Origin of the sequence: Streptomyces sp. SAI-170, assembly GCF_049739565.1 — a bacterium.
GTDB lineage: Bacteria > Actinomycetota > Actinomycetes > Streptomycetales > Streptomycetaceae > Streptomyces.
Map to the genome: position 1 here is coordinate 6,388,641 of NZ_JBMGQD010000001.1, position 23,752 is coordinate 6,412,392.

The window sequence follows — 23,752 nt, forward strand, 5'->3', positions numbered from 1 at the left end:
GCTGCCGGGGCCACCCCGTCGGCGGCGGGAGGTGGGTCACGTCTGTGCGCCGTGCGTCACGGCCCCGAGTTCCCCCGCATTGAAGCGTGTTGACCAAGTCCCGACAACACTGTGGGCTCAACCACGGGGTACTCCTCGCCACGCGGTGGCGTGCGGGCTCAAGTAGGCGTGGAGCTCAGCCGTGTTGCGTGGCTTTGTTGGCGGGTCGGCCCGGGCGGGCCGACTTTCGCAGGTGTCGGGGGAGGGAACCCGCGGTGACCGAGGGGTGGCCCTCGCGGCGCCGGGCGGGGACGCGTCCGGGCGGCCGGTGTCCGAGTCCTGCCGTCCGAGTGTGGATCTTCGGCGCACGTCCACCGCCCGCCGTCCACAGGCCCGCCGGACTGTCACTGCTCGCCAGTAGGGTGTGAGACATGGCCGACCCCTCCAGCTACCGCCCCAGGCCGGGTGAGATCCCGGACTCCCCGGGGGTGTACAGGTTCCGTGACGAGCACCGCCGGGTGATCTACGTCGGAAAGGCGAAGAGCCTGCGCCAGCGCCTGGCGAACTACTTCCAGGACCTGGCGAACCTGCACCCGCGCACCCGGACCATGGTCACCACGGCCGCGTCCGTGGAGTGGACCGTGGTGTCCACGGAGGTCGAGGCCCTGCAGCTGGAGTACTCCTGGATCAAGGAGTACGACCCCCGGTTCAACGTCAAGTACCGCGACGACAAGAGCTACCCGTACCTCGCGGTGACGATGAACGAGGAGTTTCCGCGCGTCCAGGTGATGCGCGGCCACAAGAAGAAGGGCGTCCGCTACTTCGGGCCGTACGCGCACGCGTGGGCGATCCGGGACACCGTCGACCTGCTGCTGCGCGTCTTCCCGGTGCGCACCTGCTCGGCCGGTGTCTTCAAGAACGCCGCCCGCACCGGCCGCCCCTGTCTGCTCGGCTACATCGGCAAGTGCTCCGCCCCCTGCGTCGGCCGGATCTCCCCCGACGACCACTGGGAACTGGCCGACGAGTTCTGCGACTTCATGACCGGCCGCACCGGCACCTACCTCCGCCGTCTTGAGAAGCAGATGATGGAGGCCGCCGAGGACATGGAGTACGAGCGGGCCGCCCGGCTGCGCGACGACATAGAGGCGCTGCGCAAGGCCATGGAGAAGAACGCGGTGGTGCTCGCCGACGCGACCGACGCCGATCTGATCGCGGTCGCCGAGGACGAGCTGGAGGCGGCCGTGCAGATCTTCCACGTCCGCGGCGGACGCGTGCGCGGCCAGCGCGGCTGGGTCACCGACAAGGTCGAGGAGATCACCACCGGCGCCCTGGTCGAGCACGCGCTCCAGCAGCTCTACGGCGAGGAGACCGGCGACAGCGTCCCCAAGGAGGTCCTCGTCCCGGCCCTGCCCGACCCGGTGGAGCCGGTCCAGCAGTGGCTCACCGAGCGGCGCGGGTCGGGCGTCTCGCTGCGCATCCCGCAGCGCGGCGACAAGAAGGCCCTGATGGAGACCGTGCAGCGCAACGCCCTCCAGGCGCTCGCCCTGCACAAGACCAAGCGCGCCTCCGACCTCACGACCCGCTCGCGCGCCCTGGAGGAGATCGCCGACGCCCTGGAGCTGGACAGCGCCCCGCTGCGCATCGAGTGCTACGACATCTCCCACCTCCAGGGCGACGACGTCGTGGCCTCCATGGTCGTCTTCGAGGACGGACTCCAGCGCAAGAGCGAGTACCGCCGCTTCCAGATCAAGGGCTTCGCCGGGCAGGACGACGTCCGCTCCATGCACGAGGTGATCACCCGCCGCTTCCGCCGCTACCTCGCCGAGAAGGAGCGCACGGGCGAGTGGGCCGAGAGCGACGACGCCCTCGCCGTCGGCCAGGAAGACGGCTCCGGCGAGGAGACCGGCCCCGGACAGGCCGCCGCCCCGGGCGAGGCGGGCGCCGCTCTCAACACCCTCACCGAGGACGACGGCCGCCCCAAGAAGTTCGCCTACCCGCCCCAGCTCGTCGTCGTCGACGGCGGACAGCCCCAGGTCGCCGCCGCCCAGCGCGCGCTGGACGAACTCGGCATCGACGACATCGCGGTGTGCGGCCTGGCCAAGCGGCTGGAGGAGGTCTGGCTGCCCGGCGACGACGACCCCGTCGTGCTGCCCCGCACGAGCGAGGGCCTGTACCTGCTGCAGCGGGTCCGCGACGAGGCCCACCGCTTCGCGATCACCTACCAGCGCACCAAGCGCGCCAAGCGGTTCCGCGCGGGCCCTCTGGACGACGTACCGGGACTCGGCGAGACCCGCAAACAGGCGTTGATCAAGCACTTCGGTTCGGTGAAGAAGCTGCGATCCGCGACAATCGACCAGATCTGTGAGGTACCCGGCATCGGCCGTAAAACAGCCGAGACGATCGCGGTGGCCCTCGCCCAGGCGGCCCCGGCCGCGCCCGCCGTGAACACGGCCACTGGAGAGATCATGGAAGACATGGAGGACGGGGTGCCCGAGACGACGGCGGACACCCCGGGGGAGCCCGTAGCCCTGGGCGCCCCGGACGAGCGACGGGGGCAGGAGACATGACCGACCACGAGACGCAGCCGACAGCCGATCAAGAGCAGGAACCGCGGTCCACGCAGGGCCGCGAGCACCAGGAGGCCGCCGAGGACCGGCAGGCACTCCCCGACAACGGAGCACAGGTGAGCCAGGACATCGCGGGCCCCGGGATCCCCGACGCCGCCATCCCCGAGCTGGTGATCATCTCCGGCATGTCCGGAGCGGGCCGCTCCACGGCCGCGAAATGCCTGGAGGACCTCGGCTGGTTCGTCGTCGACAACCTGCCGCCCGCCCTGATCCCCACCATGGTGGAGCTGGGCGCCCGCTCCCAGGGCAACGTGGCGCGGATCGCGGTCGTCGTCGACGTGCGCGGCCGGCGCTTCTTCGACAATCTGCGCGAGTCCCTCGCCGACCTGGAGGCCAAGCACGTCACCCGGCGCATCGTCTTCCTGGAGTCCTCCGACGAGGCCCTGGTGCGCCGCTTCGAGTCGGTGCGCCGCCCGCACCCGCTCCAGGGCGACGGCCGCATCGTCGACGGCATCGCCGCCGAGCGCGAGCTGCTGCGCGAGCTGCGCGGCGACGCCGACCTGGTGATCGACACCTCCAGCCTCAACGTCCACGAGCTGCGCGCCAAGATGGACGCCCAGTTCGCCGGCGAGGAGGAGCCCGAGCTGCGGGCCACGGTGATGTCGTTCGGCTTCAAGTACGGCCTGCCGGTCGACGCCGACCTCGTCGCCGACATGCGCTTCCTGCCCAACCCGCACTGGGTCCCGGAGCTGCGCCCGTTCACCGGCCTGAACGAGGAGGTCGCGGCGTACGTCTTCAACCAGCCCGGCGCCAAGGACTTCCTCGACCGCTACGCCGAGCTGCTGCGGCTGATCGCGGCCGGCTACCGCCGCGAGGGCAAGCGGTACGTGACCATCGCCATCGGCTGTACGGGCGGCAAGCACCGCTCGGTGGCCATGTCGGAGAAGCTCGCCGCGCGCCTCGCGGCGGAGGGCGTGGAGACGGTGGTCGTGCACCGGGACATGGGACGGGAATGACCGGACGTACTCCGCGGCTGAGCCGGCTGCGCCGGGCCATGCCCGAAGGACGGGCCGGCCGGCCCGTCGAGGCCCGCGGCGGCCGAGCGCGCCGCCGGGGCGCCCAGCCCAAGGTCGTGGCGCTCGGCGGCGGCCGGGGCCTGTCCGCCTCGCTCGCCGCGCTGCGCCGGATCACCGGCGACCTCACCGCCGTCGTCACCGTGGCCGACGACGGCGGCTCCAGCGGGCGGCTGCGGGACGAGCTGGGCGTGCTCCCGCCCGGCGACCTGCGCAAGGCGCTGGCCGCGCTGTGCGGCGACGACGACTGGGGCCAGACCTGGGCCCGTGTCATCCAGCACCGCTTCCACTCCAAGGGCGACCTGCACGACCACGCGGTCGGCAACCTGCTGATCGTCGCCCTGTGGGAGCAGCTCGGCGACCATGTCCAGGCCCTCGACCTGGTCGGCAAGCTGCTCGGCGCGCACGGGCGCGTGCTGCCCATGTCGGCCGTGCCGCTGGAGCTCCAGGCGCTGGTCAAGGGGCACGACCCGGACCGCCCGGACGACGTGGACACCGTCCGCGGCCAGGCCACCGTCGCCCTCACTCCGGGTGAGGTCCAGTCGGTGCACCTGGTGCCGCACGACCCGCCGGCCGTCCCGGAGGCCGTCGCGGCCGTCCTGGACGCCGACTGGGTGGTCCTCGGCCCCGGGTCCTGGTTCTCCTCGGTCATACCGCACCTGCTCGTGCCCGAGCTCCTCGACGCCCTGACCGAGACGAAGGCGCGCCGGGTGCTCTCCTTGAACCTCGCCCCGCAGCCCGGGGAAACCGACGGCTTCTCCCCGCAGCGTCATTTGGAGGTTTTGGGACGACACGCCCCTAAACTCGCCCTGGACGTGGTGCTGGCCGACGTGGCCGCCGTGCCCGACCGCGACTCGCTGACCGATGCCGCCAAGCGGTTCGGGGCCGCGGTCGAGCTGGCGCCGGTGGCCCGGCCCGACGGGACCCCGCGGCACGACGCGGAGCTCCTGGCCGCCGCGTACGACCGTATTTTTCGGATGCATGGAAGGATCGGCCCATGGCGATGACGGCAGCGGTGAAGGACGAGATCTCCCGGCTCCCCGTCACCCGGACCTGCTGCAGGAAGGCGGAGGTCTCCGCCATTCTGCGGTTCGCCGGCGGCCTCCATCTGGTCAGCGGGCGCATCGTGATCGAGGCGGAGCTGGACACCGCGATGGCGGCCCGCCGGCTCAAGCGGGACATCCTGGAGATCTTCGGCCACAGCTCCGAGCTGATCGTGATGGCGCCCGGCGGTCTGCGCCGCGGCTCGCGCTACGTGGTCAGAGTCGTCGCCGGCGGTGACCAGCTGGCCCGCCAGACCGGCCTGGTCGACGGGCGGGGCCGCCCGATCCGCGGTCTGCCCCCGCAGGTCGTCTCCGGCGCCACCTGCGACGCCGAGGCCGCCTGGCGCGGTGCCTTCCTGGCGCACGGCTCGCTCACCGAGCCCGGCCGCTCCTCCTCCCTGGAGGTGACCTGCCCCGGCCCCGAGGCCGCGCTCGCGCTGGTCGGCGCCGCCCGCCGGCTGTCGATCGCCGCGAAGGCCCGCGAGGTGCGCGGCGTGGACCGGGTCGTGGTCCGCGACGGCGACGCGATCGGCGCGCTGCTCACCCGGCTCGGCGCGCACGAGTCGGTGCTGGCCTGGGAGGAGCGCCGGATGCGCCGCGAGGTGCGGGCGACGGCGAACCGTCTCGCCAACTTCGACGACGCCAACCTGCGCCGCTCGGCCCGCGCGGCGGTCGCCGCCGGTGCCCGGGTGCAGCGCGCGCTGGAGATCCTCGGCGACGAGGTCCCCGAGCACCTCGCCGCGGCCGGCCGGCTGCGCATGGAGCACAAGCAGGCCTCCCTGGAGGAGCTGGGCGCGCTCGCCGACCCGCCGCTGACCAAGGACGCGGTGGCCGGCCGGATCCGCCGGCTGCTCGCCATGGCCGACAAGCGCGCCGCCGATCTGGGCATCCCGAGCACGGAGGCCAACCTCTCCGAGGAGCTGGCGGACAACCTCGCCGGCTGACCCCGGCCCGAACACGCCGGTGCCGAAGCCCCGTTGGGCCTCGGCACCGGCGTTCGTGTGTCCGTGAGGCGCTCTTGACGCACCCTCACGGTGACATGAGCCTGACACTCGCCGTCCTTCACTCGCGCACGTCCTTCACGCCCTCCAAGGAGTGATACGGGCCTTGACTTTCCATAGTCATTTCGAGCTACGAGGAGTTTCCGCTCAGGGCGGTCCGTACCCCTACTGGTGGGTAAGGATGGCAGTGCCGTGTATGGGCCGTCTCGATGTCACCTCCGGCGCTTCAGGGAGGTAGGGTCGTAGGCGGTCGGGGACATCCCAAATAGAGCTCGCCGGCACCGCATCGCCGGCGTACCAACGAGGAGATCGGTTCGTGACGATCCGCGTAGGCATCAACGGCTTCGGCCGCATCGGGCGTAACTACTTCCGCGCGCTCCTGGAGCAGGGTGCTGACATCGAGGTCGTGGCTGTCAACGACCTGGGTGACACCGCGACCACGGCTCACCTGCTGAAGTACGACACCATCCTGGGCCGCCTGAAGCAGGAGGTCACGCACACCGAGAACACCATCACCGTGGACGGCCACACCATCAAGGTGCTGTCCGAGCGCAACCCGGCCGACATCCCCTGGGGCGAGCTGGGCGTCGACATCGTCATCGAGTCGACCGGCATCTTCACGAAGAAGGCCGACGCCGCGAAGCACCTCGCCGGCGGCGCCAAGAAGGTCCTCATCTCGGCTCCGGCCAAGGACGAGGACATCACCATCGTGATGGGCGTGAACCAGGACAAGTACGACCCGGCGAACCACCACGTCATCTCCAACGCCTCCTGCACCACCAACTGTGTGGCGCCGATGGCGAAGGTCCTCGACGAGAACTTCGGCATCGTCAAGGGCCTGATGACGACGGTGCACGCGTACACGAACGACCAGCGCATCCTGGACTTCCCGCACTCGGACCTGCGTCGCGCGCGTGCCGCCGCCGAGAACATCATCCCGACCACCACCGGTGCCGCCAAGGCGACCGCCCTGGTCCTGCCGCAGCTCAAGGGCAAGCTGGACGGCATCGCCATGCGCGTCCCGGTCCCGACCGGCTCGGCCACCGACCTGGTCGTGCAGCTGCAGCGCGAGGTCACCAAGGACGAGGTCAACGCCGCGTTCAAGAAGGCGTCCGAGGACGGCGACCTGGCCGGCTACCTGTCGTACACCGAGGACCCGATCGTGTCCTCGGACATCGTCAGCGACCCCGCCTCCTGCACCTTCGACGCCTCCCTGACCATGGTCCAGGAGGGCAACTCGGTGAAGATCCTCGGCTGGTACGACAACGAGTGGGGCTACTCCAACCGTCTCGTCGACCTCACGGAGTTCGTGGGCCGTCAGCTCTGATCGGCTGAAGCAGGCGACTTGAAGCGAGAGCAGGGCCCGGGCCAGGCGCAGGGACGCGCGGCCCGGGCCCTGACTCACGTCACGACCGGCCCTCCTCTCTAGGATCGGGCCAGGTCATCCACTGGTCATCCGGTCACGAGCAGAACGAGCCACGAGCCTCCACTAGGAGTCCCCCGAAAATGAAGACGATCGACGAACTCCTCGCCGAAGGAGTCACGGGCAAGCGGGTCTTCGTCCGCGCCGACCTCAACGTGCCGCTGGACGGCACCACCATCACCGACGACGGCCGCATCCGCGCGGTGCTGCCCACCGTCAAGGCCCTCGCCGACGCGGGTGCGCGGGTCGTCGTCGCCTCGCACCTGGGCCGCCCCAAGGGTGCCCCGGACCCGGCCTTCTCGCTCGGCCCCGCCGCCGCCCGCCTGGGTGAACTCCTCGGCGCGGACGTCGCCTTCGCCGCCGACACGGTCGGCGAGTCGGCGCGGTCCACGGTCGCGGGCCTCGCCGACGGCCAGGTCGCCGTCATCGAGAACCTCCGCTTCAACGCCGGTGAGACCAGCAAGGACGACGCAGAGCGCGCCGCCTTCGCCGACCAGCTCGCCGCCCTCGCCGACGTCTACGTCGGTGACGGCTTCGGCGCGGTCCACCGTAAGCACGCCTCGGTGTACGACCTGCCGAAGAAGCTCCCGCACTACGCGGGTTACCTCATCGCCACCGAGGTCGGCGTCCTGAAGAAGCTCACCGAGGACGTCCAGCGGCCCTACGTCGTCGTCCTCGGCGGCGCCAAGGTCTCCGACAAGCTGGCCGTCATCGACCAGCTCCTCGGCAAGGCCGACCGCCTCCTCATCGGCGGCGGCATGGCCTATACCTTCCTCAAGGCCCAGGGTCACGAGGTCGGCATCTCCCTCCTGCAGGAGGACCAGGTCCCGGTCGTCCAGGAGTACATGGAGCGCGCCGAGAAGAACGGCGTCGAGCTCGTGCTGCCGGTGGACGTCCTGGTCTCCCCGGAGTTCCCGGACCTCAAGGCCAAGGCCCCGACCAACCCCACCACCGTCGCCGCGGACGCCATCCCGGCCGACCAGGAGGGTCTGGACATCGGTCCCGAGACCCGCAAGCTGTACGCCTCGAAGCTCGCCGACGCGGCCACCGTCTTCTGGAACGGCCCCATGGGCGTCTTCGAGCACCCCGACTACGCCGAGGGCACCAAGGCGGTCGCCCAGGCCCTCATCGACTCCCCGGGCTTCACCGTGGTCGGAGGCGGCGACTCCGCCGCCGCCGTCCGTACCCTGGGCTTCGACGAGAAGGCGTTCGGCCACATCTCGACCGGCGGCGGCGCCTCCCTCGAATACCTCGAGGGCAAGACGCTCCCCGGCCTCGCCCCACTGGAGGACTGACCCTTTATGAGCACGCGCACGCCGCTGATGGCGGGCAACTGGAAGATGAACCTCAACCACCTCGAGGCCATCGCCCACGTCCAGAAACTCGCCTTCGCCCTCGCGGACAAGGACTACGAGGCCGTCGAGGTCGCGGTCCTGCCGCCCTTCACCGACCTGCGCTCCGTGCAGACGCTGGTCGACGGCGACAAGCTCAGGATCAAGTACGGCGCCCAGGACATCTCGGCGCAGGACTCCGGCGCCTTCACCGGCGAGATCTCCGGCCCGATGCTGGCCAAGCTGAAGTGCACGTACGTGGCGGTCGGCCACTCCGAGCGCCGCCAGTACCACGCCGAGACCGACGAGATCGTCAACGCCAAGGTGAAGGCCGCCTACAAGCACGGCCTGACCCCGATCCTGTGCGTCGGTGAGGAGCTGGACGTCCGCGAGGCGGGCAACCACGTCTCCCACACCCTCGCCCAGGTCGAGGGCGGTCTGAAGGACCTCCCGGCCGAGCAGGCCGAGTCCGTCGTGATCGCCTACGAGCCCGTGTGGGCCATCGGCACCGGCAAGGTCTGCGGCGCCGAGGACGCGCAGGAGGTCTGCGCCGCCATCCGCGGCAAGATCGCCGAGCTGTACAGCCAGGAGCTGGCCGACAAGGTCCGCATCCAGTACGGCGGCTCGGTCAAGGCCGGCAACGTCGCCGAGATCATGGCGCAGGCCGACATCGACGGCGCCCTGGTCGGCGGCGCGTCCCTGGACGCGGACGAGTTCGTCAAGATCGTCCGCTTCCGCGACCAGTGACGCGACCGGCGAGTATGCCGTAGCGACGATCCGTCGTACTCTTGCGGGGTCCAGCACTGACGCTGGGCCCCGCGTCGTCCATCCGTATCCGAGGAAGTTGGTCCAGCTGTGGTTCTGGGGTTCTCCATCGCCCTGATCGTCTTCAGCCTGCTGCTGATGCTGCTGGTGCTGATGCACAAGGGCAAGGGCGGCGGCCTGTCCGACATGTTCGGCGGCGGCATGCAGTCCTCCGTCGGCGGCTCCTCGGTCGCCGAGCGCAACCTCGACCGCATCACCGTGGTCATCGGTCTGCTGTGGTTCGCGTGCATTGTCGTACTCGGCATCCTGATGAAGGTCAACTGACCTACGGCTCGCACGCCAGCACAATCCGGTACGTAAGGCCCCATGTTCGGTACGCGCTCGAGAGCGCGGCCTATCATGGGGCTTGCGTCTAGATGTGGGAGCTGTAACTCCAATCACTGGACGCGCGTTGGGCCTTACGTAGACTGAGGCGCTCGCAACGAAGCGACACGCCGACTCGCTTCGCGGCACCATCACGCAGGGAGTTACACCGTGGCAAGTGGCAACGCGATCCGAGGAAGCCGGGTCGGGGCGGGGCCGATGGGCGAGGCCGAGCGCGGCGAGTCCGCGCCGCGTCTGCGCATCTCCTTCTGGTGCTCCAACGGGCACGAGACGCAGCCCAGCTTCGCCAGCGACGCACAGGTGCCCGACACCTGGGACTGCCCGCGCTGCGGGTTCCCGGCGGGGCAGGACCGGGACAACCCCCCGGCTCCGCCGCGCACCGAGCCGTACAAGACGCATCTGGCGTACGTACGGGAGCGGCGCAGCGACGCCGACGGTGAGGCGATCCTGGCCGAGGCGCTCGCCAAGCTCCGGGGCGAGATCTAGCGCCCGCGGCAACTCCCCTCAGTCACCGACCGGTTCGGACACCCGGTTAGACTCCTCCGGCGATCATGAACACGATCACTCGGGGGAGTGCAAGTTGACAACGCCTCAGCGGACCTGGACCGGCGGCGCGCTCACCGCCAAGTCCTTCCTCAAGCCTTACAAAGTGGCCTGGGTGATGTTCCATCCGGCCTGGATCCCCGACTCGGTCGATCCCTCGGTGGAGCTGCTCAAGCGCCTGAGGGTCATCGCGGGAGCCGTCGCCGCCCTCGGTGTCTACACCTACGTCCAGGGCGGTTTCGCCTTCACCGAAGTGCTCGGCAACGCCGTGACCGCGTCCCTGGTGCTGCTGTTCCTCGCCCCGATGACGGTCGGCGTCATGCTCTGGGTGTGGCGGCGCTCGGGCGGCGGCACGGTGGGACAGCTCAAGGTGCCGTTGACGAACGCCCTCAAACTGCTTCTGCTGTTCGTCGGTTCGGTGATCGGCACGGTCGCGCTGTTCTACTCGACGAACTCGCTCTCCCCGTTCGTCCGGCTGCCGTTCATGCTCGCGGCGCTGTGGGGAACCGTGTTCGCGATCGCGGGGGCCATCCGGATCACCGGCAACTTCTTCGGCACGGCCGTCGTGCACCGCTGTCTGCCGCCGCTCCTCGCCTCGGTCACGTCCTGGCTGATGGCCCTGTTCGACCTCATCAGCGGCGACCTGCACGGCCTCGGCCTCGCCATGGGCGTGGTGTTCATCCTCGGCGCGCCGGTGACCGTCACGGGCATCGCCTGGCTGGAGATGCGCCGGCTCAAGGACCGCTACGGCATCCGCCTGGGCGCCCACCCGGCGACCCACCCGCCCCTCCCGGTCCCGCCCCCGCCGATGCCGCCGACGGCCCCGCCGTACGTACCGCAGCAGGGGAACCCGTACGGACACCCGCACGGGAACCCGTACGTACCGCCCCAGGGAAACCCGTACGGACACCCGCACGGGAACCCGTACGTCCCCCCGCAGGGCACCCCCTACGGACACCCGCACGGGAATCCCTACGCGCCCGGGCCCCACGGTTCCTGAGGCGGCTCGCTCGGCCCCGTGCTGCCTATCCTGAAGAAGGGGCGGCTCGCGGGTGTGAGAAGGGAGCCGCGGGTGACTGACCAGATGGCGGGCTCCGACGCGGCCGCCGCGCAGGCACTGAGCCGCGCACGGGACGCCGTATCGCGACAGGCGTGGGGCGAGGCCTACCGTCTGCTGAGCGACGCGCCCGCCCCGCTCACCCCGGACGACTTCGCGGCCTACGCGGACGCGGCCTGGTGGACCAGCCGCATCGACGAGTCGATCGTCGCGCGCATGAAGGCGTACGCCGGCTACACCGCGGCCGGGGACGACCGGCGGGCCGGGTACTGCGCCTGGATGCTCTTCTACGAGCATCAGCTCGCGGGGCGTACGGCGGTGGCGGCCGGCTGGCTGCGACGGGCGCGGCGGCATCTGAGCGAGGAGCCGGAGTGCGTCGAGCAGTGCTACCTCGCGTGGATGGAGTCAGAGGCGGCCGCGGCCCGCGGCGCGTTCGACGAGGCCATGACCATCGCCCGGGGCATGGCGGCCCTCGCCCGGCGCTGCGGCAGCCCCGACCTGTACGCGATGGGCGTCCAGGCGCAGGCGTGCGTCCTGCTGGCCGAGGGACGCGTCGCCGAGGGGCTCGACCTGCTCGACGACGCGATGTGCGCGGCCATGGCGGGCGAACTCAGCCCCTTCTTCACCGGTTGGATCTACTGCCTGGGCCTCCAGCGCTGCATGGCCTGCGTCGATCTGGAGCGCGCGGCCGAGTGGACCGAGGCGGCCATGCGGTGGTGCGCGGCGATGCCCGCGGAGAACAACTTCCGGGGGCTGTGCCGGGTGCACCGCGTGGAGGTGCTGGAGCTGCGCGGGCTGTGGCCGCAGGCGCTCGAGGAGGCCCGCAGGACCTGCGAGGAACTGCTGCCGTACGAGCGCTGGATGGCCGGTGGCGCCTACCGCCTGGTCGGGGACATCCGGCGGCGGTACGGCGAGTCGGCCGCGGCCGAGGAGGCGTACGAGCGGGCGCACGAGCTCGGCCGGGACCCGCAGCCCGGACTCGCCCTGCTGCGGCTGGCCCAGGGCCGGGCCGAGGCGTCGGCCGCCGGGCTGCGGCTCGCCCTCGCGGAGCAGCCCTCCGGTCAGGACCGGCTCGGGCGCTGCCGGCTGCTCGGCGCCCAGGTCGAGGTCGCCCTCGCCCTGGACCGGCTGGACGAGGCCCGCACGGCGGCCGACGAGCTGGGCCGCCTGGCCCGGGAGTGGCAGCAGCGGTGCGGTTCGCAGGCGACCATGCTGCACGCCGTCGCCGCGTCGGCGGGCGGCGCGGTGGCCTACGCGGCCCACGACGTGGAGCGGGCCCTGCCCCTCCTGCGGCGGGCGCTCGCGCTGTGGCTGGCCCTGTGGGTCCCCTACGAGGAGGCGCAGACGCGGATGACGCTCGCCGCGGCCTGCCGGAGCGCCGGGGACGACGAGGGCGCCCGTATGGAGCTGCGGGCCGCGCGCGGCCTCTTCGAACGGCTCGGCGCCGCACCGGACGCGCGCCGGGCGGCCGCGCTGCTCGGCGGCCTGGGCGGCCACGGTCCCCAGGTGCTCACCGAGCGGGAGCTGCAGGTGCTGCGCCTGGTCGCCGCGGGCCGCACGAACCGGGCGATCGCCGCCGAGCTGGTGATCAGCGAGCACACCGTCGCCCGGCACCTGAACAACATCTTCGCCAAGCTCGACGTGTCCTCGCGGTCGGCGGCGACGGCGTACGTGTACCAGCACGGCCTGGCCTGAATGGGCAGTTCTGCCCATGCCCGACGGGACGGGATGGGTGGTTCCGGCGATGAGAGGAGCCGCGGACCGGGCGTACACCGAAGGAGCACGGACAATTCTCCGACCTGGCGGAAAGCAGGTGGCGGTCATGACCACCCTCACAGGCGCCCCGGACCGGCAGCGGCTGCGCGACTCCCTGCGCGGGGACATCGTCGAGCCCGGCGACCCGGACTACGACGAGGCCCGCAAGGTCTACAACGCCATGATCGACAAGCGGCCGGCGATCGTCGTCAGGGCCGTCGACGCGGGCGATGTCATGGCGACCGTGGACTTCGCCCGGGAACGGGGGCTGCCGCTGGCGGTGCGTGGCGGCAGCCACGGCGTCGCCGGGTACGGGACCTGCGACGACGGGGTCGTCCTCGACCTCGGGCGGATGCGCGGGACACGGGTCGACCCCGAGACCCGCACGGCACGGGTGGAGGGCGGCTGCACCTGGGCCGACGTCAACCACGCCACGCACGCGTTCGGGCTCGCCACCACGGGCGGGGTCGTCTCGTCGACCGGCGTCGGCGGCCTCACCACGGGCGGCGGCATGGGCTACCTCGCCCGGCGCTGCGGTCTGGCCTGCGACAACCTGCTCTCGGTCGACCTGGTGACAGCCGACGGGTCGTTCCTGACCTGCACGGAGGAGCAGAACGCCGACCTGATGTGGGCGGTGCGCGGCGGGGGAGGGAACTTCGGGGTCGTCACGTCGTTCGTTTACCGGCTGCACCCCATCGCCGACATCCTCGGCGGGCCGACGTTCTACCCGCTCGACGGGGAGGTGATCCGCCGCTACCGGGAGATGATCGCCGACTCCGACGGGCGGCTCGGCGCGCTGTTCGCCGTCGCGCTCGGTCCACCGCTGCCGTTCCTGCCCGAGCGCTGGCACGGGCGGCCGATCTGCGGGGTGATCGCCTGCTGGAGCGGGCCCGAGGAGCAGGACGACGAGATCCGCACACGCCTGTCCGGACTCGGCCCCGTGCTCGGCCAGATGGTCGAGCGGATGCCCTACCCGGTGATCAACACCCTCTTCGACGAGCTGCTGCCCGCGGGCCTGTTCCACTACTGGAAGGGCACCTTCAGCCGCGGCCTGCCCGACGGGGCCATCGACGCGTACATCGACTACGGCGCCTCGACGCCCTCCCTGGAGAGCGCCACCGTCGTCTTCCCGCTCGACGGCGCGGTGCAGCGGGTCGGACCGCAGGACACCGCCTTCGCCTACCGGGACGTCGACTACGCGACCGCCCTGTCCGGCACCCTCACCACCCGCGAGGACTGCGAGGCGCAGAGGGACTGGGTGCGCGGCTTCTACGACGCGCTGCTGCCGCACTCCGCCGAGGGCGGCTACGTCAACTTCTTCGACGGCGACGACCAGAACCTCGTACGGTCCAACTACCGGGCGAACTACGACCGCCTGACGCAGATCAAGCGGCGCCACGACCCGGGGAACCTGTTCCGGCTGAACCACAACATCGCACCCTGAGAACCCGCTGTGTGTTTTCCGTGTACATGCCCTAGGGTTCCGCTGATCCAGGGGAGGAAAGTGTGGGACAGGTGCGTGGGGGGTCCGTCGCCGTGGCGGCGGCGGTTCTGGGGCTGGTGCTGAGCGGGTGCGGGCAGCGGGAGAAGCCGGCGGACGTCGGTCCGCCCAAGGGTCCCGAGGGCGTTTCGGCGACCGGTTCGGCGCCGTACGACAGCCCGGAGGACGTGCCGGAGAGGCTGGCGGAGGACGGCACGACCATCGTCGTGGGAGACCCGGACGCGGTGGTGACGGTGCACCTGTACGAGGACCCGCGCTGCCCGTACTGCGAGGAGTTCGAGACCACCGGCGGCGGGCCCGGGCTGCGGGACGCCACCGTGACGGGCCAGGCCGCCGCCGAATACACGCTGGCCTCCTTCCTCGACGACAAGCTCGGCGGCAGCGGCTCGAAGAAGGCGGTCAACGCCCTGCGCGCCGCCCTGGAGCAGGGCAAGTTCGCGGAGTACCACGAGGTGCTCTACGACAACCAGCCCGAGGAGATCGTCGACGGCTACACGGACGCCTATCTGCTGGAACTCGCCGGGGAGGTCGACGGGTTGCGCGGGCCGGCCTTCGACGACGCCGTGAAGACGATGAAGTACCGCTCCTTCGTGACCGCCTCCGAGAAGGCGTACGAGCAGGCCGGCGGCAAGGAGGAGCCCGGAGGTCCGGGGACGCCCAGCGCCGACATCAACGAGGTCCGGATCCCCGGTGACTACAAGGGCCTGCTCTACGACGCCCAGATGTTCTCCCAGCTGCTGAACGACATCCACGAACGGCCGTGGACCTGGGGTGACCAGATCTTCGAGTGACCGCACCCGGGCCCGTACGCGACGACGCCGGGCCCCGCCCCGAAGGACGGAACCCGGCGTCGAAGTGCCGTGCGGCCGGCGCTCGTTACGGCGACGCCGGCGGGTACAGCGAGCGTGGCAGCTGGGAGGCCGCTGCCGAGTCCAGGAGCCACAGGGTGCGCTGGCGGCCGCGGGCGCCCGCGGCCGGGGCCTGGATCTCCCCGGCGCCGGACAGGGCGATGGCCGCGGCCTGTGCCTTGTCCTCGCCGGCCGCCAGCAGCCACACCTCACGGGCCGCCCGGATCGCCGGGAGGGTGAGGGAGACGCGGGTGGGCGGCGGCTTGGGGGCGCCGTGGACGCCGACCACCGTGCGCTCGGTCTCGCGCACCGCGGGCAGCTCCGGGAACAGCGAGGCCACGTGCGTGTCCGGGCCGACGCCCAGCATCAGGACGTCGAAGGTGGGCACCGCGCCGTGGTTCTCGGGGCCGGCCGCGCGGGCCAGCTCCTCGGCGTAGCCGGCTGCCGCGGCGTCCACGTCGGCGCCGTACGGACCGTCCGACGCGGGCATGGCGTGCACGCGCTTCGGGTCCAGCGGCACCGAGTCCAGCAGTGCCTCACGGGCCTGGGTGACATTGCGCTCGGGGTCGCCCTCGGGCAGGAAGCGCTCGTCCCCCCACCACAGGTCCAGGCGGGCCCAGTCGACGGCGTCGCGGGCCGGGGCCGCGGCGAGGGCCGCGAGGAGGCCGTTGCCGTTGCGGCCGCCGGTGAGCACGACGGACGCGGAGCCGCGCGAGGCCTGCGCGTCCACGATCTTCGTGATCAGCCGGGCCGCGGCGGCCTGTGCCATCAGGTCCTTGTCGTGGTGGACGACGAGCTGAGGAGTGGTCACTTCGCGGCCGCCTTCCTCGTCGTCTTCGCCGGGGCCTTCTTGGCGGCCTTCTTCGCGGGGGCCTTCGCCGCGGACTCCTCCGGAGCGGGGACCGCGACGGGTTCGTCCGAGGCAGCCGGTTCCTCCGAGGCGACCGGGTCCTCCGTGGCGACCGGGTCGGCCGTCTCGGCGGTGACCTCGGCTGCGGCCCCGGCCTGGGCCGGAACCCCCGTCGAAAGCCGCTCCACCCCGAACCGCAGCGCGGACGCGTAGGTGTCGTCCGGGTCCAGCCGCCGCAGCTCCTCCGCGATCAGCTCGGCCGTCTCGCGGCGCTTGAGCGCCACCGCACGGTCGGGCTGCCCCTGGATGGACAGGGTCGCGAGGGTGCCGTCGGCGCGGTCCAGGACGATCGGGCCGCGGTCGGTGTCCATGCGGACCCCGGTCAGACCGGGGCCGACGGACACCGAGCGCTTGACGGGCACGCCGAGCCGGTCCGCGAGCCACATGGCGAGCAGCTCGCAGCTCGGGTTGAACTCCTCGCCCTCGACCTCCACGGCCTGCACCCGGCAGACGACCTGGTCCAGGGCCGCGGCCAGCATCGAACGCCAGGGCGTGATGCGGGTCCACGACAGGTCCGTGTCGCCGGGGGTGTAGGCCGAGGCGCGGGCGGCGAGCTCCTGCACCGGGTGCTCGGCGGCGTAGCTGTCGGTGACCCGGCGCTGGGCGAGCGCGCCCAGCGGGTCCTCGGCCGGGTTCAGCGGCGCGTTGACCGGCCACCAGACGACCACCGGGGCGTCGGGCAGCAGCAGCGGCAGCACCACCGACTGGGCGTGGTCGACCGCCTCGCCGTACAGCCGCAGCACGACCGTCTCGCCGGTGCCCGCGTCGGCGCCGACCCGGACCTCGGCGTCGAGCCGGGACTGGGTGCGGTCGCGCGGGCCGCGCGAGACGCGCTTGATGACGACCAGGGTGCGCGAGGGGTGCTCGCGCGAGGCGTCGTTGGCGGCGCGCAGGGCGTCGTAGGCGTTCTCCTCGTCGGTGACGATGACGAGGGTGAGGACCATGCCGACCGCCGGGGTGCCGATCGCGCGCCGGCCCTGCACCAATGCCTTGTTGATCTTGCTGGCCGTGGTGTCCGTGAGGTCTATCTTCATGGCCGGCGCCAGCTCCGTCCGTCTCGCTGAAGCATCTCGTCCGCCTCGACGGGCCCCCAGGTGCCGGCCGGGTACTGCGCCGGCTTGCCGTGCGTGTCCCAGTACTCCTCGATCGGGTCGAGGATCTTCCAGGACAGCTCGACCTCCTCGGTGCGCGGGAAGAGGTTGGAGTCGCCGAGCAGCACATCGAGGATGAGCCGCTCGTAGGCCTCCGGGCTCGACTCGGTGAAGGACTCGCCGTACGCGAAGTCCATCGACACGTCCCGGATCTCCATCGAGGTGCCGGGCACCTTGGAGCCGAAGCGGACGGTGACGCCCTCGTCGGGCTGGACGCGGATGACGATCGCGTTCTGGCCCAGCTCCTCCGTCGCCGTCGTGTCGAAGGGGGAGTGGGGCGCGCGCTGGAAGACGACCGCGATCTCCGTCACCCGGCGGCCGAGCCGCTTGCCGGTGCGCAGATAGAACGGCACACCCGCCCAGCGGCGGTTGTCGATGCCCACCTTGATGGCCGCGTAGGTGTCGGTCTTGGAGTCGGGGTCGATGCCCTCCTCCTGCAGATAGCCGACGGCCTTCGCGCCGCCCTGCCAGCCGGCCGCGTACTGCCCGCGCACGGTGTCCCGGCCCAGGTCCTTGGGCAGCCGGACCGCGCCGAGCACCTTGGTCTTCTCGGCGGCGAGCGCGTCCGCGTCGAAGGAGGCCGGCTCCTCCATCGCGGTCAGCGCGAGCAGCTGGAGCAGGTGGTTCTGGATGACGTCACGGGCGGCGCCGATGCCGTCGTAGTAGCCGGCGCGGCCGCCGATGCCGATGTCCTCGGCCATGGTGATCTGCACATGGTCGACGTACGACCGGTTCCAGATCGGCTCGAACATCGTGTTGGCGAAGCGGAGCGCCAGGATGTTCTGGACGGTCTCCTTGCCCAGGTAGTGGTCGATGCGGAAGACCTGGTCCGAGCCGAAGACCTCGTGCACGACCTTGTTGAGCTCCTCGGCCGACTTCAGGTCGTGTCCGAAGGGCTTCTCGATGACCGCGCGGCGCCAGGAGCCGCCGGTCTGGTCGGCCAGGCCGTGCTTCTTCAGCTGCTGGATGACCACCGGGAAGGAGCGCGGCGGCACCGACAGGTAGAAGGCGAAGTTGCCGCCCGTGCCCTGCGCCTTGTCCAGCTCCTCGATGGTGCCGCGCAGCCGCTCGAAGGCGTCGTCGTCGTCGAAGGTGCCCTGCACGAAGCGCATGCCCTGGATGAGCTGCTGCCAGACCTCCTCGCGGAAGGGCGTGCGGGCGTGCTCCTTGACCGCGTCGTGGACCTCCTGCGCGAAGTCCTCGTGCTGCCACTCGCGGCGGGCGAAGCCCACCAGGGAGAAGCCCGGCGGCAGCAGACCCCGGTTGGCGAGGTCGTACACGGCGGGCATCAGCTTTTTGCGTGACAAATCGCCTGTGACGCCGAAGATCACCAGACCCGACGGCCCCGCGATACGCGGGAGCCGTCGGTCGGCGGGGTCACGAAGCGGGTTCGCTCCGGAACCGGAAATGGGGGACAATTCAGCCCTCCGAGGGAGCGAGACGCTTCAGCTCGGCCTCGGTCGAGGTCAGCAGGTCGTTCCAGGACGCCTCGAACTTCTCGACGCCCTCGTCCTCCAGGAGCTGAACCACGTCGTCGTACGCGATCCCGAGCTTCTCGACCGCGTCGAGGTCGGCACGGGCCTGCTCGTACGTGCCGGCGACGGTGTCACCGGTGATCTGGCCGTGGTCCTCGGTGGCCAGCAGCGTGGCCTCCGGCATGGTGTTCACCGTGTTCGGCGCCACCAGGTCGTCGACGTACAGCGTGTCCTTGTACGCCGGGTCCTTCACACCGGTCGACGCCCACAGCGGACGCTGCTTGTTGGCGCCGGCGTTCTCCAGCTTGCTCCAGCGGTCGGAGGAGAAGACCTCCTCGTACGCCTGGTAGGCGAGCCGCGCGTTGGCGACGGCGGCCTTGCCGCGCGCGGCCTTGGCCTCGTCGGTGCCCAGCGCGTCGATGCGCTTGTCGATCTCGGTGTCCACACGGGACACGAAGAAGGACGCCACGGAGTGGATGAGGGAGAGGTCCAGGCCCTTCTCCTTCGCCTTCTCCAGGCCCGCCAGGTAGGCGTCCATCACCTCGCGGTAGCGCTCCAGCGAGAAGATCAGCGTGACGTTGACGCTGATGCCGTTGCCGATCACCTCGGTGATGGCCGGCAGACCCGCCTTGGTGGCCGGGATCTTGATCAGGGTGTTGGGCCGGTCCACCAGCCAGGCCAGCTGCTTGGCCTCGGCGATGGTCGCGGCGGTGTTGTGGGCCAGGCGCGGGTCGACCTCGATGGAGACCCGGCCGTCCTGGCCGTTCGTACGGTCGTAGACCGGGCGCAGGATGTCGGCCGCGTCCCGGACGTCCGCCGTGGTGATCATGCGGACGGCCTCGTCGACGGTCACCTTGCGGGCGGCCAGATCGGTCAGCTGCTGCTCGTAGCCGTCACCCGACGAGATCGCCTTCTGGAAGATCGTCGGGTTGGTGGTGACGCCCACGACGTAGCTCTGGTCGATCAGCTCGGCCAGGTTGCCGGACGTGATCCGCTTGCGGGACAGGTCGTCCAGCCAGATCGCGACGCCCTCCTCGGAGAGGCGCTTGAGTGCGTCTGTCATGGAAAATGCATCTCCTACGTGTCGTATGTCAGCGTCAGCGCTGAGCTGCGGCGATCGATTCCCGCGCCTTGTCGGCCACGTTCTCGGCGGTGAAGCCGTACTCGCGGAAGAGGACCTTGCCGTCGGCGGACGCACCGAAGTGCTCCAGGGAGACGATCCGGCCCGCGTCACCGACGTACTTGTGCCAGGTCAGACCGATACCGGCCTCGACCGCGACACGCGCCTTCACGGCAGGCGGCAGAACGCTGTCCCGGTACCCCTGGTCCTGCTCCTCGAACCACTCCACGGACGGCATGGACACCACCCGCGTCGGGACCCCGGCCGCCTCCAGCTGCTCGCGCGCCTCGACGGCCACGTGCACCTCGGAACCGGTGCCGATGAGGATGACCTCCGGCGCGCCGTTCGACGCCTCGAACAGGACGTAGCCGCCGCGGGCCGCGTCGTCGTTCGACTCGTACGTCGGCACACCCTGGCGGGTAAGGATCAGACCGTGCGGGGCGCCCTTGCCGAAGACCTTCGTGTAGCGCTTGAGGATCTCGCGCCAGGCGATCGCGGTCTCGTTGGCGTCCGCCGGGCGTACGACGTTCAGGCCCGGGATGGCGCGCAGCGAGGCCAGGTGCTCGACCGGCTGGTGGGTCGGGCCGTCCTCGCCGAGACCGATGGAGTCGTGCGTCCAGACGTACGTCACCGGCAGGTGCATCAGCGCCGAGAGCCGCACGGCGTTGCGCATGTAGTCGGAGAACACCAGGAAGGTGCCGCCGTAGATCCGGGTGTGACCGTGCAGCGCGATGCCGTTCATCTCCGCGGCCATGGAGTGCTCGCGGATACCGAAGTGCACGGTGCGGCCGTACGGGTCCGCCTCGGGCAGCGGGTTGCCCGCGGGCAGGAACGACGACGTCTTGTCGATCGTGGTGTTGTTGGAGCCGGCCAGGTCGGCCGAGCCGCCCCACAGCTCCGGGATGACCGCGCCGAGCGCCTGGAGCACCTTGCCGGAGGCGGCACGGGTGGCGACACCCTTGCCGGGCTCGAAGACCGGGAGCTTCTCCTCCCAGCCGGTCGGCAGCTCGCCCTTGTTGATGCGGTCGAACTCGGCAGCCCGCTCGGGGTTGCTGTTGCGCCACTCCTGGAAGGACTTCTCCCACTCGGCCTTGGCCTGCCGGCCGCGCTCCAGCGCCTGCCGGGTGTGACCGATGACCTCGTCGGAGACCTCGAAGCTCTGCTCCGGGTCGAAGCCCAGCACGCGCTTGGTCGCCGCGACCTCGTCGTCGCCCAGCGCCGAGCCGTGCGCGGCCTCGGTGTTCTGGGCGTTCGGGGCGGGCCAGGCGATGATCGAGCGCATGGCGATGAAGGACGGCCGGTCGGTGACCGCCTTGGCCTTCTGGATCGCGGCGTAGATCGCCTTCGGGTCGAGGTCGCCGTTGGCCTGCGGCTCCACGCGCTGGACGTGCCAGCCGTAGGCCTCGTAGCGCTTGACGGTGTCCTCGGAGACGGCCGTCTCGGTGTCGCCCTCGATCGAGATGTGGTTGTCGTCCCACAGCAGGACCAGGTTGCCGAGCTTCTGGTGACCGGCCAGCGAGGACGCCTCCGCGGAGATGCCCTCCTGGAGGCAGCCGTCACCGGCGATGCAGAAGACGTAGTGGTCGAAGGGGGACTCCCCGGCGGGGGCCTCCGGGTCGAACAGACCGCGCTCGTAGCGGGCGGCCATCGCCATGCCCACGGCGTTGGCGACACCCTGGCCCAGCGGGCCCGTGGTCGTCTCCACGCCCACGGTGTGGCCGTACTCGGGGTGGCCCGGGGTCTTGGAGCCCCAGGTCCTGAACGACTTCAGGTCGTCCAGCTCCAGGCCGAAGCCGGCCAGGTAGAGCTGGGTGTAGAGGGTCAGGGACGAGTGGCCGGCGGACAGCACGAAGCGGTCGCGGCCGACCCAGTCGGCATCGGCGGGGTCGTGCCGCATCACCTTCTGGAAGAGGGTGTAGGCGGCAGGCGCCAGGCTCATCGCCGTACCCGGATGGCCGTTGCCGACCTTCTGTACGGCATCGGCGGCCAGGACGCGGGCGGTGTCGACGGCCCGCTGGTCCAACTCGGTCCACTCGAGGTCTGTGGTGGTCGGCTTGGTGCTCACCCTGAGTCAGGGCTCCTCTCCACATGTCGGGTAGCCGGTCTTCCGGGCGCGCGCCCACCGGCCGCCGATGCGCTCGACGCACACCGGCCGTGTTGAGCCTACCCCCGTAAGGACGTGCGTTTTTTCGGCTCATTCCAGACTGCCGGGACTCTCGGACATCCGCCTGCCGACTGGGCTGTATCGCCTTTTGGCAAGTGAATACGGACCCGCTCGAACGAGTGCTCAAGTGACAGCGTTCGGGCTCTTCCGACGGCGTCTTCCAACACGACCCGACCCCCGCGAATGTCCGGGTCTGGGCAACGTCTACAGTGGCGTGGTACGCGCGAGCCCTTTACCCGGACTTCACACGGGCGGGCTTGCTGGGAGTCTCTGTCAGGGGTGTGCGTGACGGCCGTTGAATCCCGTCCTGCGGGGGTTATCGGGACGAGCGAGAGCCCGGCTCGGCGGCCGTTCGGGGCCCGGGTCAAGGGGTTCGTGGCGCTGACCAAGCCGCGGATCATCGAGCTGCTGCTCATCACCACCGTTCCGGTGATGTTCCTCGCCGAGCAGGGCGTGCCGGACCTGGGTCTGGTGCTGCTCACCTGTATCGGCGGCTATCTCTCGGCCGGCGGCGCCAACGCGCTGAACATGTACATCGACCGCGACATCGACGCGCTGATGGACCGCACCTCGCAGCGGCCGCTGGTGACCGGCATGGTCAGCCCGCGCGAGTGCCTCGCCTTCGGCATCGCCCTCGCGGTGGTCTCCACCCTGCTGTTCGGCCTCACGGTCAACTGGCTGAGCGCCTGGCTCTCCCTCGGCGCGCTCCTCTTCTACGTCGTCGTCTACACGATGATCCTCAAGCGCCGCACCGCGCAGAACATCGTGTGGGGCGGCATCGCGGGCTGCATGCCGGTGCTGATCGGCTGGAGCGCGGTGAAGGACTCCCTGTCCTGGGCGCCCGTCATCCTCTTCCTGGTCATCTTCTTCTGGACGCCGCCGCACTACTGGCCGCTGTCCATGAAGGTCAAGGAGGACTACGCGCGCGTGGGCGTGCCCATGCTGCCGGTCGTCGCCTCCAACAAGACCGTCGCCAAGCAGATCGTGCTCTACAGCTGGGTCATGGTCGCCGTGTCCCTGCTGCTCACCCCGCTCGGCTACACCGGCTGGTTCTACACCGCCGTCGCCCTCGCCGCGGGCGGCTGGTGGCTGTGGGAGGCGCACGCCCTGCAGAACCGGGCCAAGGCCGAGGTGACGGGCGCGAAGCTCAAGGAGATGCGCCTGTTCCACTGGTCCATCACCTATGTCTCGCTGCTGTTCGTCGCGGTCGCGGTGGACCCGTTCCTGCGGTAGAAGCTGAGGCAAGCGTCACGTCGCCGAACGATCTACCGCTCGGTAGCATCCTGTCCATGGCAGACACGCAGCAGGTTGACGCGAAGGCCGAGCGCAAGGTCGCCCGGCTCGCCAAGCAGATCAGCACCTTCGCCAAGGCCCACGGCGGTGCCGAGGGCCAGGTCGCGTACATCGGTGAGCGCGGCGCCCGCATCGCCCTCGTCGGCGAGGACGGCGAGTGGGGCAACCTGGTCGCCCCCACGTACGACATCGCCCAGCAGGCCGTCGCCAAGTCCGGCATCACCACCCACGAGGACTTCGACGGGGAGTTCGCGGCGAAGGTGAAGACCGGCGCGTACGAGTGGAAGCGGATGGCAGGCATTCAGATCGGCGGTTAGGTGAGGTAGTCAGGGGCGCGGGGAACTGCGCGAGAAACCACAGACGAGCCGC

The 23,752-nt window shown here is 70.8% G+C and carries 20 protein-coding genes; 15 read left to right on the top strand and 5 right to left on the bottom strand.

Annotated features, from left to right (window positions below; genetic code table 11):
• The first annotated feature begins 410 nt into the window (after positions 1–410).
• The 13 genes from uvrC to RKD23_RS28760 all read left to right on the top strand — a co-directional run bounded on the left by uvrC (position 411) and on the right by RKD23_RS28760 (position 15,213).
• Positions 411–2,546, top strand: a complete 2,136-nt coding sequence (uvrC, locus tag RKD23_RS28700) for an excinuclease ABC subunit UvrC (protein ID WP_424856322.1) — start codon at positions 411–413, stop codon at positions 2,544–2,546.
• Entirely contained in the window at positions 2,543–3,562 is a 1,020-nt protein-coding gene (gene rapZ, locus RKD23_RS28705; protein ID WP_424856323.1) for an RNase adapter RapZ, read from the top strand. Before uvrC ends, rapZ begins: the two co-directional genes overlap by 4 nt.
• Positions 3,559–4,626 carry a gluconeogenesis factor YvcK family protein gene (locus tag RKD23_RS28710; protein WP_404034059.1) on the top strand — a complete coding sequence of 356 codons (1,068 nt, stop codon included), beginning with the start codon at positions 3,559–3,561 and terminating at the stop codon, positions 4,624–4,626. The genes rapZ and RKD23_RS28710 overlap by 4 nt, the downstream gene beginning before the upstream one ends.
• Complete coding sequence (gene whiA / locus RKD23_RS28715) at positions 4,617–5,606, top strand: DNA-binding protein WhiA (protein ID WP_071381536.1); 990 nt, start codon at positions 4,617–4,619, stop codon at positions 5,604–5,606. The genes RKD23_RS28710 and whiA overlap by 10 nt, the downstream gene beginning before the upstream one ends.
• A 373-nt stretch (positions 5,607–5,979) precedes the next feature.
• A complete protein-coding gene (gene gap, locus RKD23_RS28720) occupies positions 5,980–6,990 on the top strand; it encodes a type I glyceraldehyde-3-phosphate dehydrogenase (RefSeq protein WP_404034057.1) in 1,011 nt (336 codons plus the stop codon).
• 179 nt (positions 6,991–7,169) lie between these two features.
• Complete coding sequence (locus tag RKD23_RS28725) at positions 7,170–8,381, top strand: phosphoglycerate kinase (protein WP_424856324.1); 1,212 nt, start codon at positions 7,170–7,172, stop codon at positions 8,379–8,381.
• A 6-nt stretch (positions 8,382–8,387) separates the two neighbouring features.
• Positions 8,388–9,164, top strand: a complete 777-nt coding sequence (gene tpiA / locus RKD23_RS28730; protein ID WP_424856325.1) for a triose-phosphate isomerase — start codon at positions 8,388–8,390, stop codon at positions 9,162–9,164.
• Positions 9,165–9,272: 108 nt separating this feature from the next.
• A complete protein-coding gene (gene secG / locus RKD23_RS28735) occupies positions 9,273–9,506 on the top strand; it encodes a preprotein translocase subunit SecG (RefSeq protein WP_351639107.1) in 234 nt (77 codons plus the stop codon).
• A 258-nt stretch (positions 9,507–9,764) separates the two neighbouring features.
• Complete coding sequence (locus tag RKD23_RS28740; protein WP_019885342.1) at positions 9,765–10,052, top strand: RNA polymerase-binding protein RbpA; 288 nt, start codon at positions 9,765–9,767, stop codon at positions 10,050–10,052.
• A gap of 94 nt (positions 10,053–10,146) precedes the next feature.
• Positions 10,147–11,109, top strand: coding sequence for a hypothetical protein (locus RKD23_RS28745; RefSeq protein ID WP_424856326.1), 963 nt, complete (start codon positions 10,147–10,149; stop codon positions 11,107–11,109).
• An 84-nt stretch (positions 11,110–11,193) separates the two neighbouring features.
• Positions 11,194–12,861: a LuxR C-terminal-related transcriptional regulator gene (locus tag RKD23_RS28750; protein ID WP_424858356.1), complete on the top strand. Its 1,668-nt coding sequence runs from the start codon at positions 11,194–11,196 to the stop codon at positions 12,859–12,861.
• 127 nt (positions 12,862–12,988) lie between these two features.
• Entirely contained in the window at positions 12,989–14,365 is a 1,377-nt protein-coding gene (locus RKD23_RS28755; protein ID WP_424856327.1) for an FAD-binding oxidoreductase, read from the top strand.
• A 62-nt stretch (positions 14,366–14,427) separates the two neighbouring features.
• Positions 14,428–15,213, top strand: a complete 786-nt coding sequence (locus RKD23_RS28760) for a thioredoxin domain-containing protein (RefSeq protein WP_424856328.1) — start codon at positions 14,428–14,430, stop codon at positions 15,211–15,213.
• A gap of 85 nt (positions 15,214–15,298) precedes the next feature.
• On the opposite strand, the gene pgl is transcribed toward RKD23_RS28760, so the two are convergent.
• The 5 genes from pgl to tkt are packed head-to-tail and all read right to left on the bottom strand — an operon-like array spanning position 15,299 to position 21,991.
• On the bottom strand, positions 15,299–16,081 hold the full coding sequence (gene pgl / locus RKD23_RS28765) for a 6-phosphogluconolactonase (protein WP_424856329.1): 783 nt from the start codon (positions 16,079–16,081) through the stop codon (positions 15,299–15,301).
• Positions 16,078–17,214 carry a glucose-6-phosphate dehydrogenase assembly protein OpcA gene (gene opcA, locus RKD23_RS28770; RefSeq protein ID WP_424856330.1) on the bottom strand — a complete coding sequence of 379 codons (1,137 nt, stop codon included), beginning with the start codon at positions 17,212–17,214 and terminating at the stop codon, positions 16,078–16,080. The genes pgl and opcA overlap by 4 nt, the downstream gene beginning before the upstream one ends.
• Positions 17,211–18,740, bottom strand: a complete 1,530-nt coding sequence (gene zwf, locus RKD23_RS28775; protein ID WP_424858357.1) for a glucose-6-phosphate dehydrogenase — start codon at positions 18,738–18,740, stop codon at positions 17,211–17,213. The genes opcA and zwf overlap by 4 nt, the downstream gene beginning before the upstream one ends.
• 10 nt (positions 18,741–18,750) lie before the next feature.
• Complete coding sequence (gene tal, locus RKD23_RS28780; RefSeq protein ID WP_404034041.1) at positions 18,751–19,869, bottom strand: transaldolase; 1,119 nt, start codon at positions 19,867–19,869, stop codon at positions 18,751–18,753.
• Between the two features lie 34 nt (positions 19,870–19,903).
• A complete protein-coding gene (gene tkt, locus RKD23_RS28785; RefSeq protein WP_424856331.1) occupies positions 19,904–21,991 on the bottom strand; it encodes a transketolase in 2,088 nt (695 codons plus the stop codon).
• Positions 21,992–22,369: 378 nt separating this feature from the next.
• Here tkt and RKD23_RS28790 point away from each other — a divergent pair, with 378 nt between their 5' ends.
• Positions 22,370–23,323, top strand: coding sequence for a heme o synthase (locus RKD23_RS28790; protein ID WP_424856332.1), 954 nt, complete (start codon positions 22,370–22,372; stop codon positions 23,321–23,323).
• Between the two features lie 56 nt (positions 23,324–23,379).
• The gene (locus RKD23_RS28795) at positions 23,380–23,700 is read left to right on the top strand and encodes a hypothetical protein (protein WP_424856333.1); all 321 of its coding nucleotides are present in this window, start codon (positions 23,380–23,382) and stop codon (positions 23,698–23,700) included.
• The last annotated feature ends 52 nt before the right edge of the window (positions 23,701–23,752 follow it).

Bases quoted from the DNA above. Each gene is read 5' to 3' on its own strand.
- uvrC (WP_424856322.1), top strand. From the start codon at position 411: ATGGCCGACCCCTCCAGCTACCGCCCCAGGCCGGGTGAGATCCCGGAC.
- rapZ (WP_424856323.1), top strand. From the start codon at position 2,543: ATGACCGACCACGAGACGCAGCCGACAGCCGATCAAGAGCAGGAACCG.
- RKD23_RS28710 (WP_404034059.1), top strand. From the start codon at position 3,559: ATGACCGGACGTACTCCGCGGCTGAGCCGGCTGCGCCGGGCCATGCCC.
- whiA (WP_071381536.1), top strand. From the start codon at position 4,617: ATGGCGATGACGGCAGCGGTGAAGGACGAGATCTCCCGGCTCCCCGTC.
- RKD23_RS28725 (WP_424856324.1), top strand. From the start codon at position 7,170: ATGAAGACGATCGACGAACTCCTCGCCGAAGGAGTCACGGGCAAGCGG.
- tpiA (WP_424856325.1), top strand. From the start codon at position 8,388: ATGAGCACGCGCACGCCGCTGATGGCGGGCAACTGGAAGATGAACCTC.
- RKD23_RS28740 (WP_019885342.1), top strand. From the start codon at position 9,765: ATGGGCGAGGCCGAGCGCGGCGAGTCCGCGCCGCGTCTGCGCATCTCC.
- RKD23_RS28750 (WP_424858356.1), top strand. From the start codon at position 11,194: ATGGCGGGCTCCGACGCGGCCGCCGCGCAGGCACTGAGCCGCGCACGG.
- RKD23_RS28755 (WP_424856327.1), top strand. From the start codon at position 12,989: ATGACCACCCTCACAGGCGCCCCGGACCGGCAGCGGCTGCGCGACTCC.
- opcA (WP_424856330.1), bottom strand. From the start codon at position 17,214: ATGAAGATAGACCTCACGGACACCACGGCCAGCAAGATCAACAAGGCA.
- tal (WP_404034041.1), bottom strand. From the start codon at position 19,869: ATGACAGACGCACTCAAGCGCCTCTCCGAGGAGGGCGTCGCGATCTGG.
- RKD23_RS28795 (WP_424856333.1), top strand. From the start codon at position 23,380: ATGGCAGACACGCAGCAGGTTGACGCGAAGGCCGAGCGCAAGGTCGCC.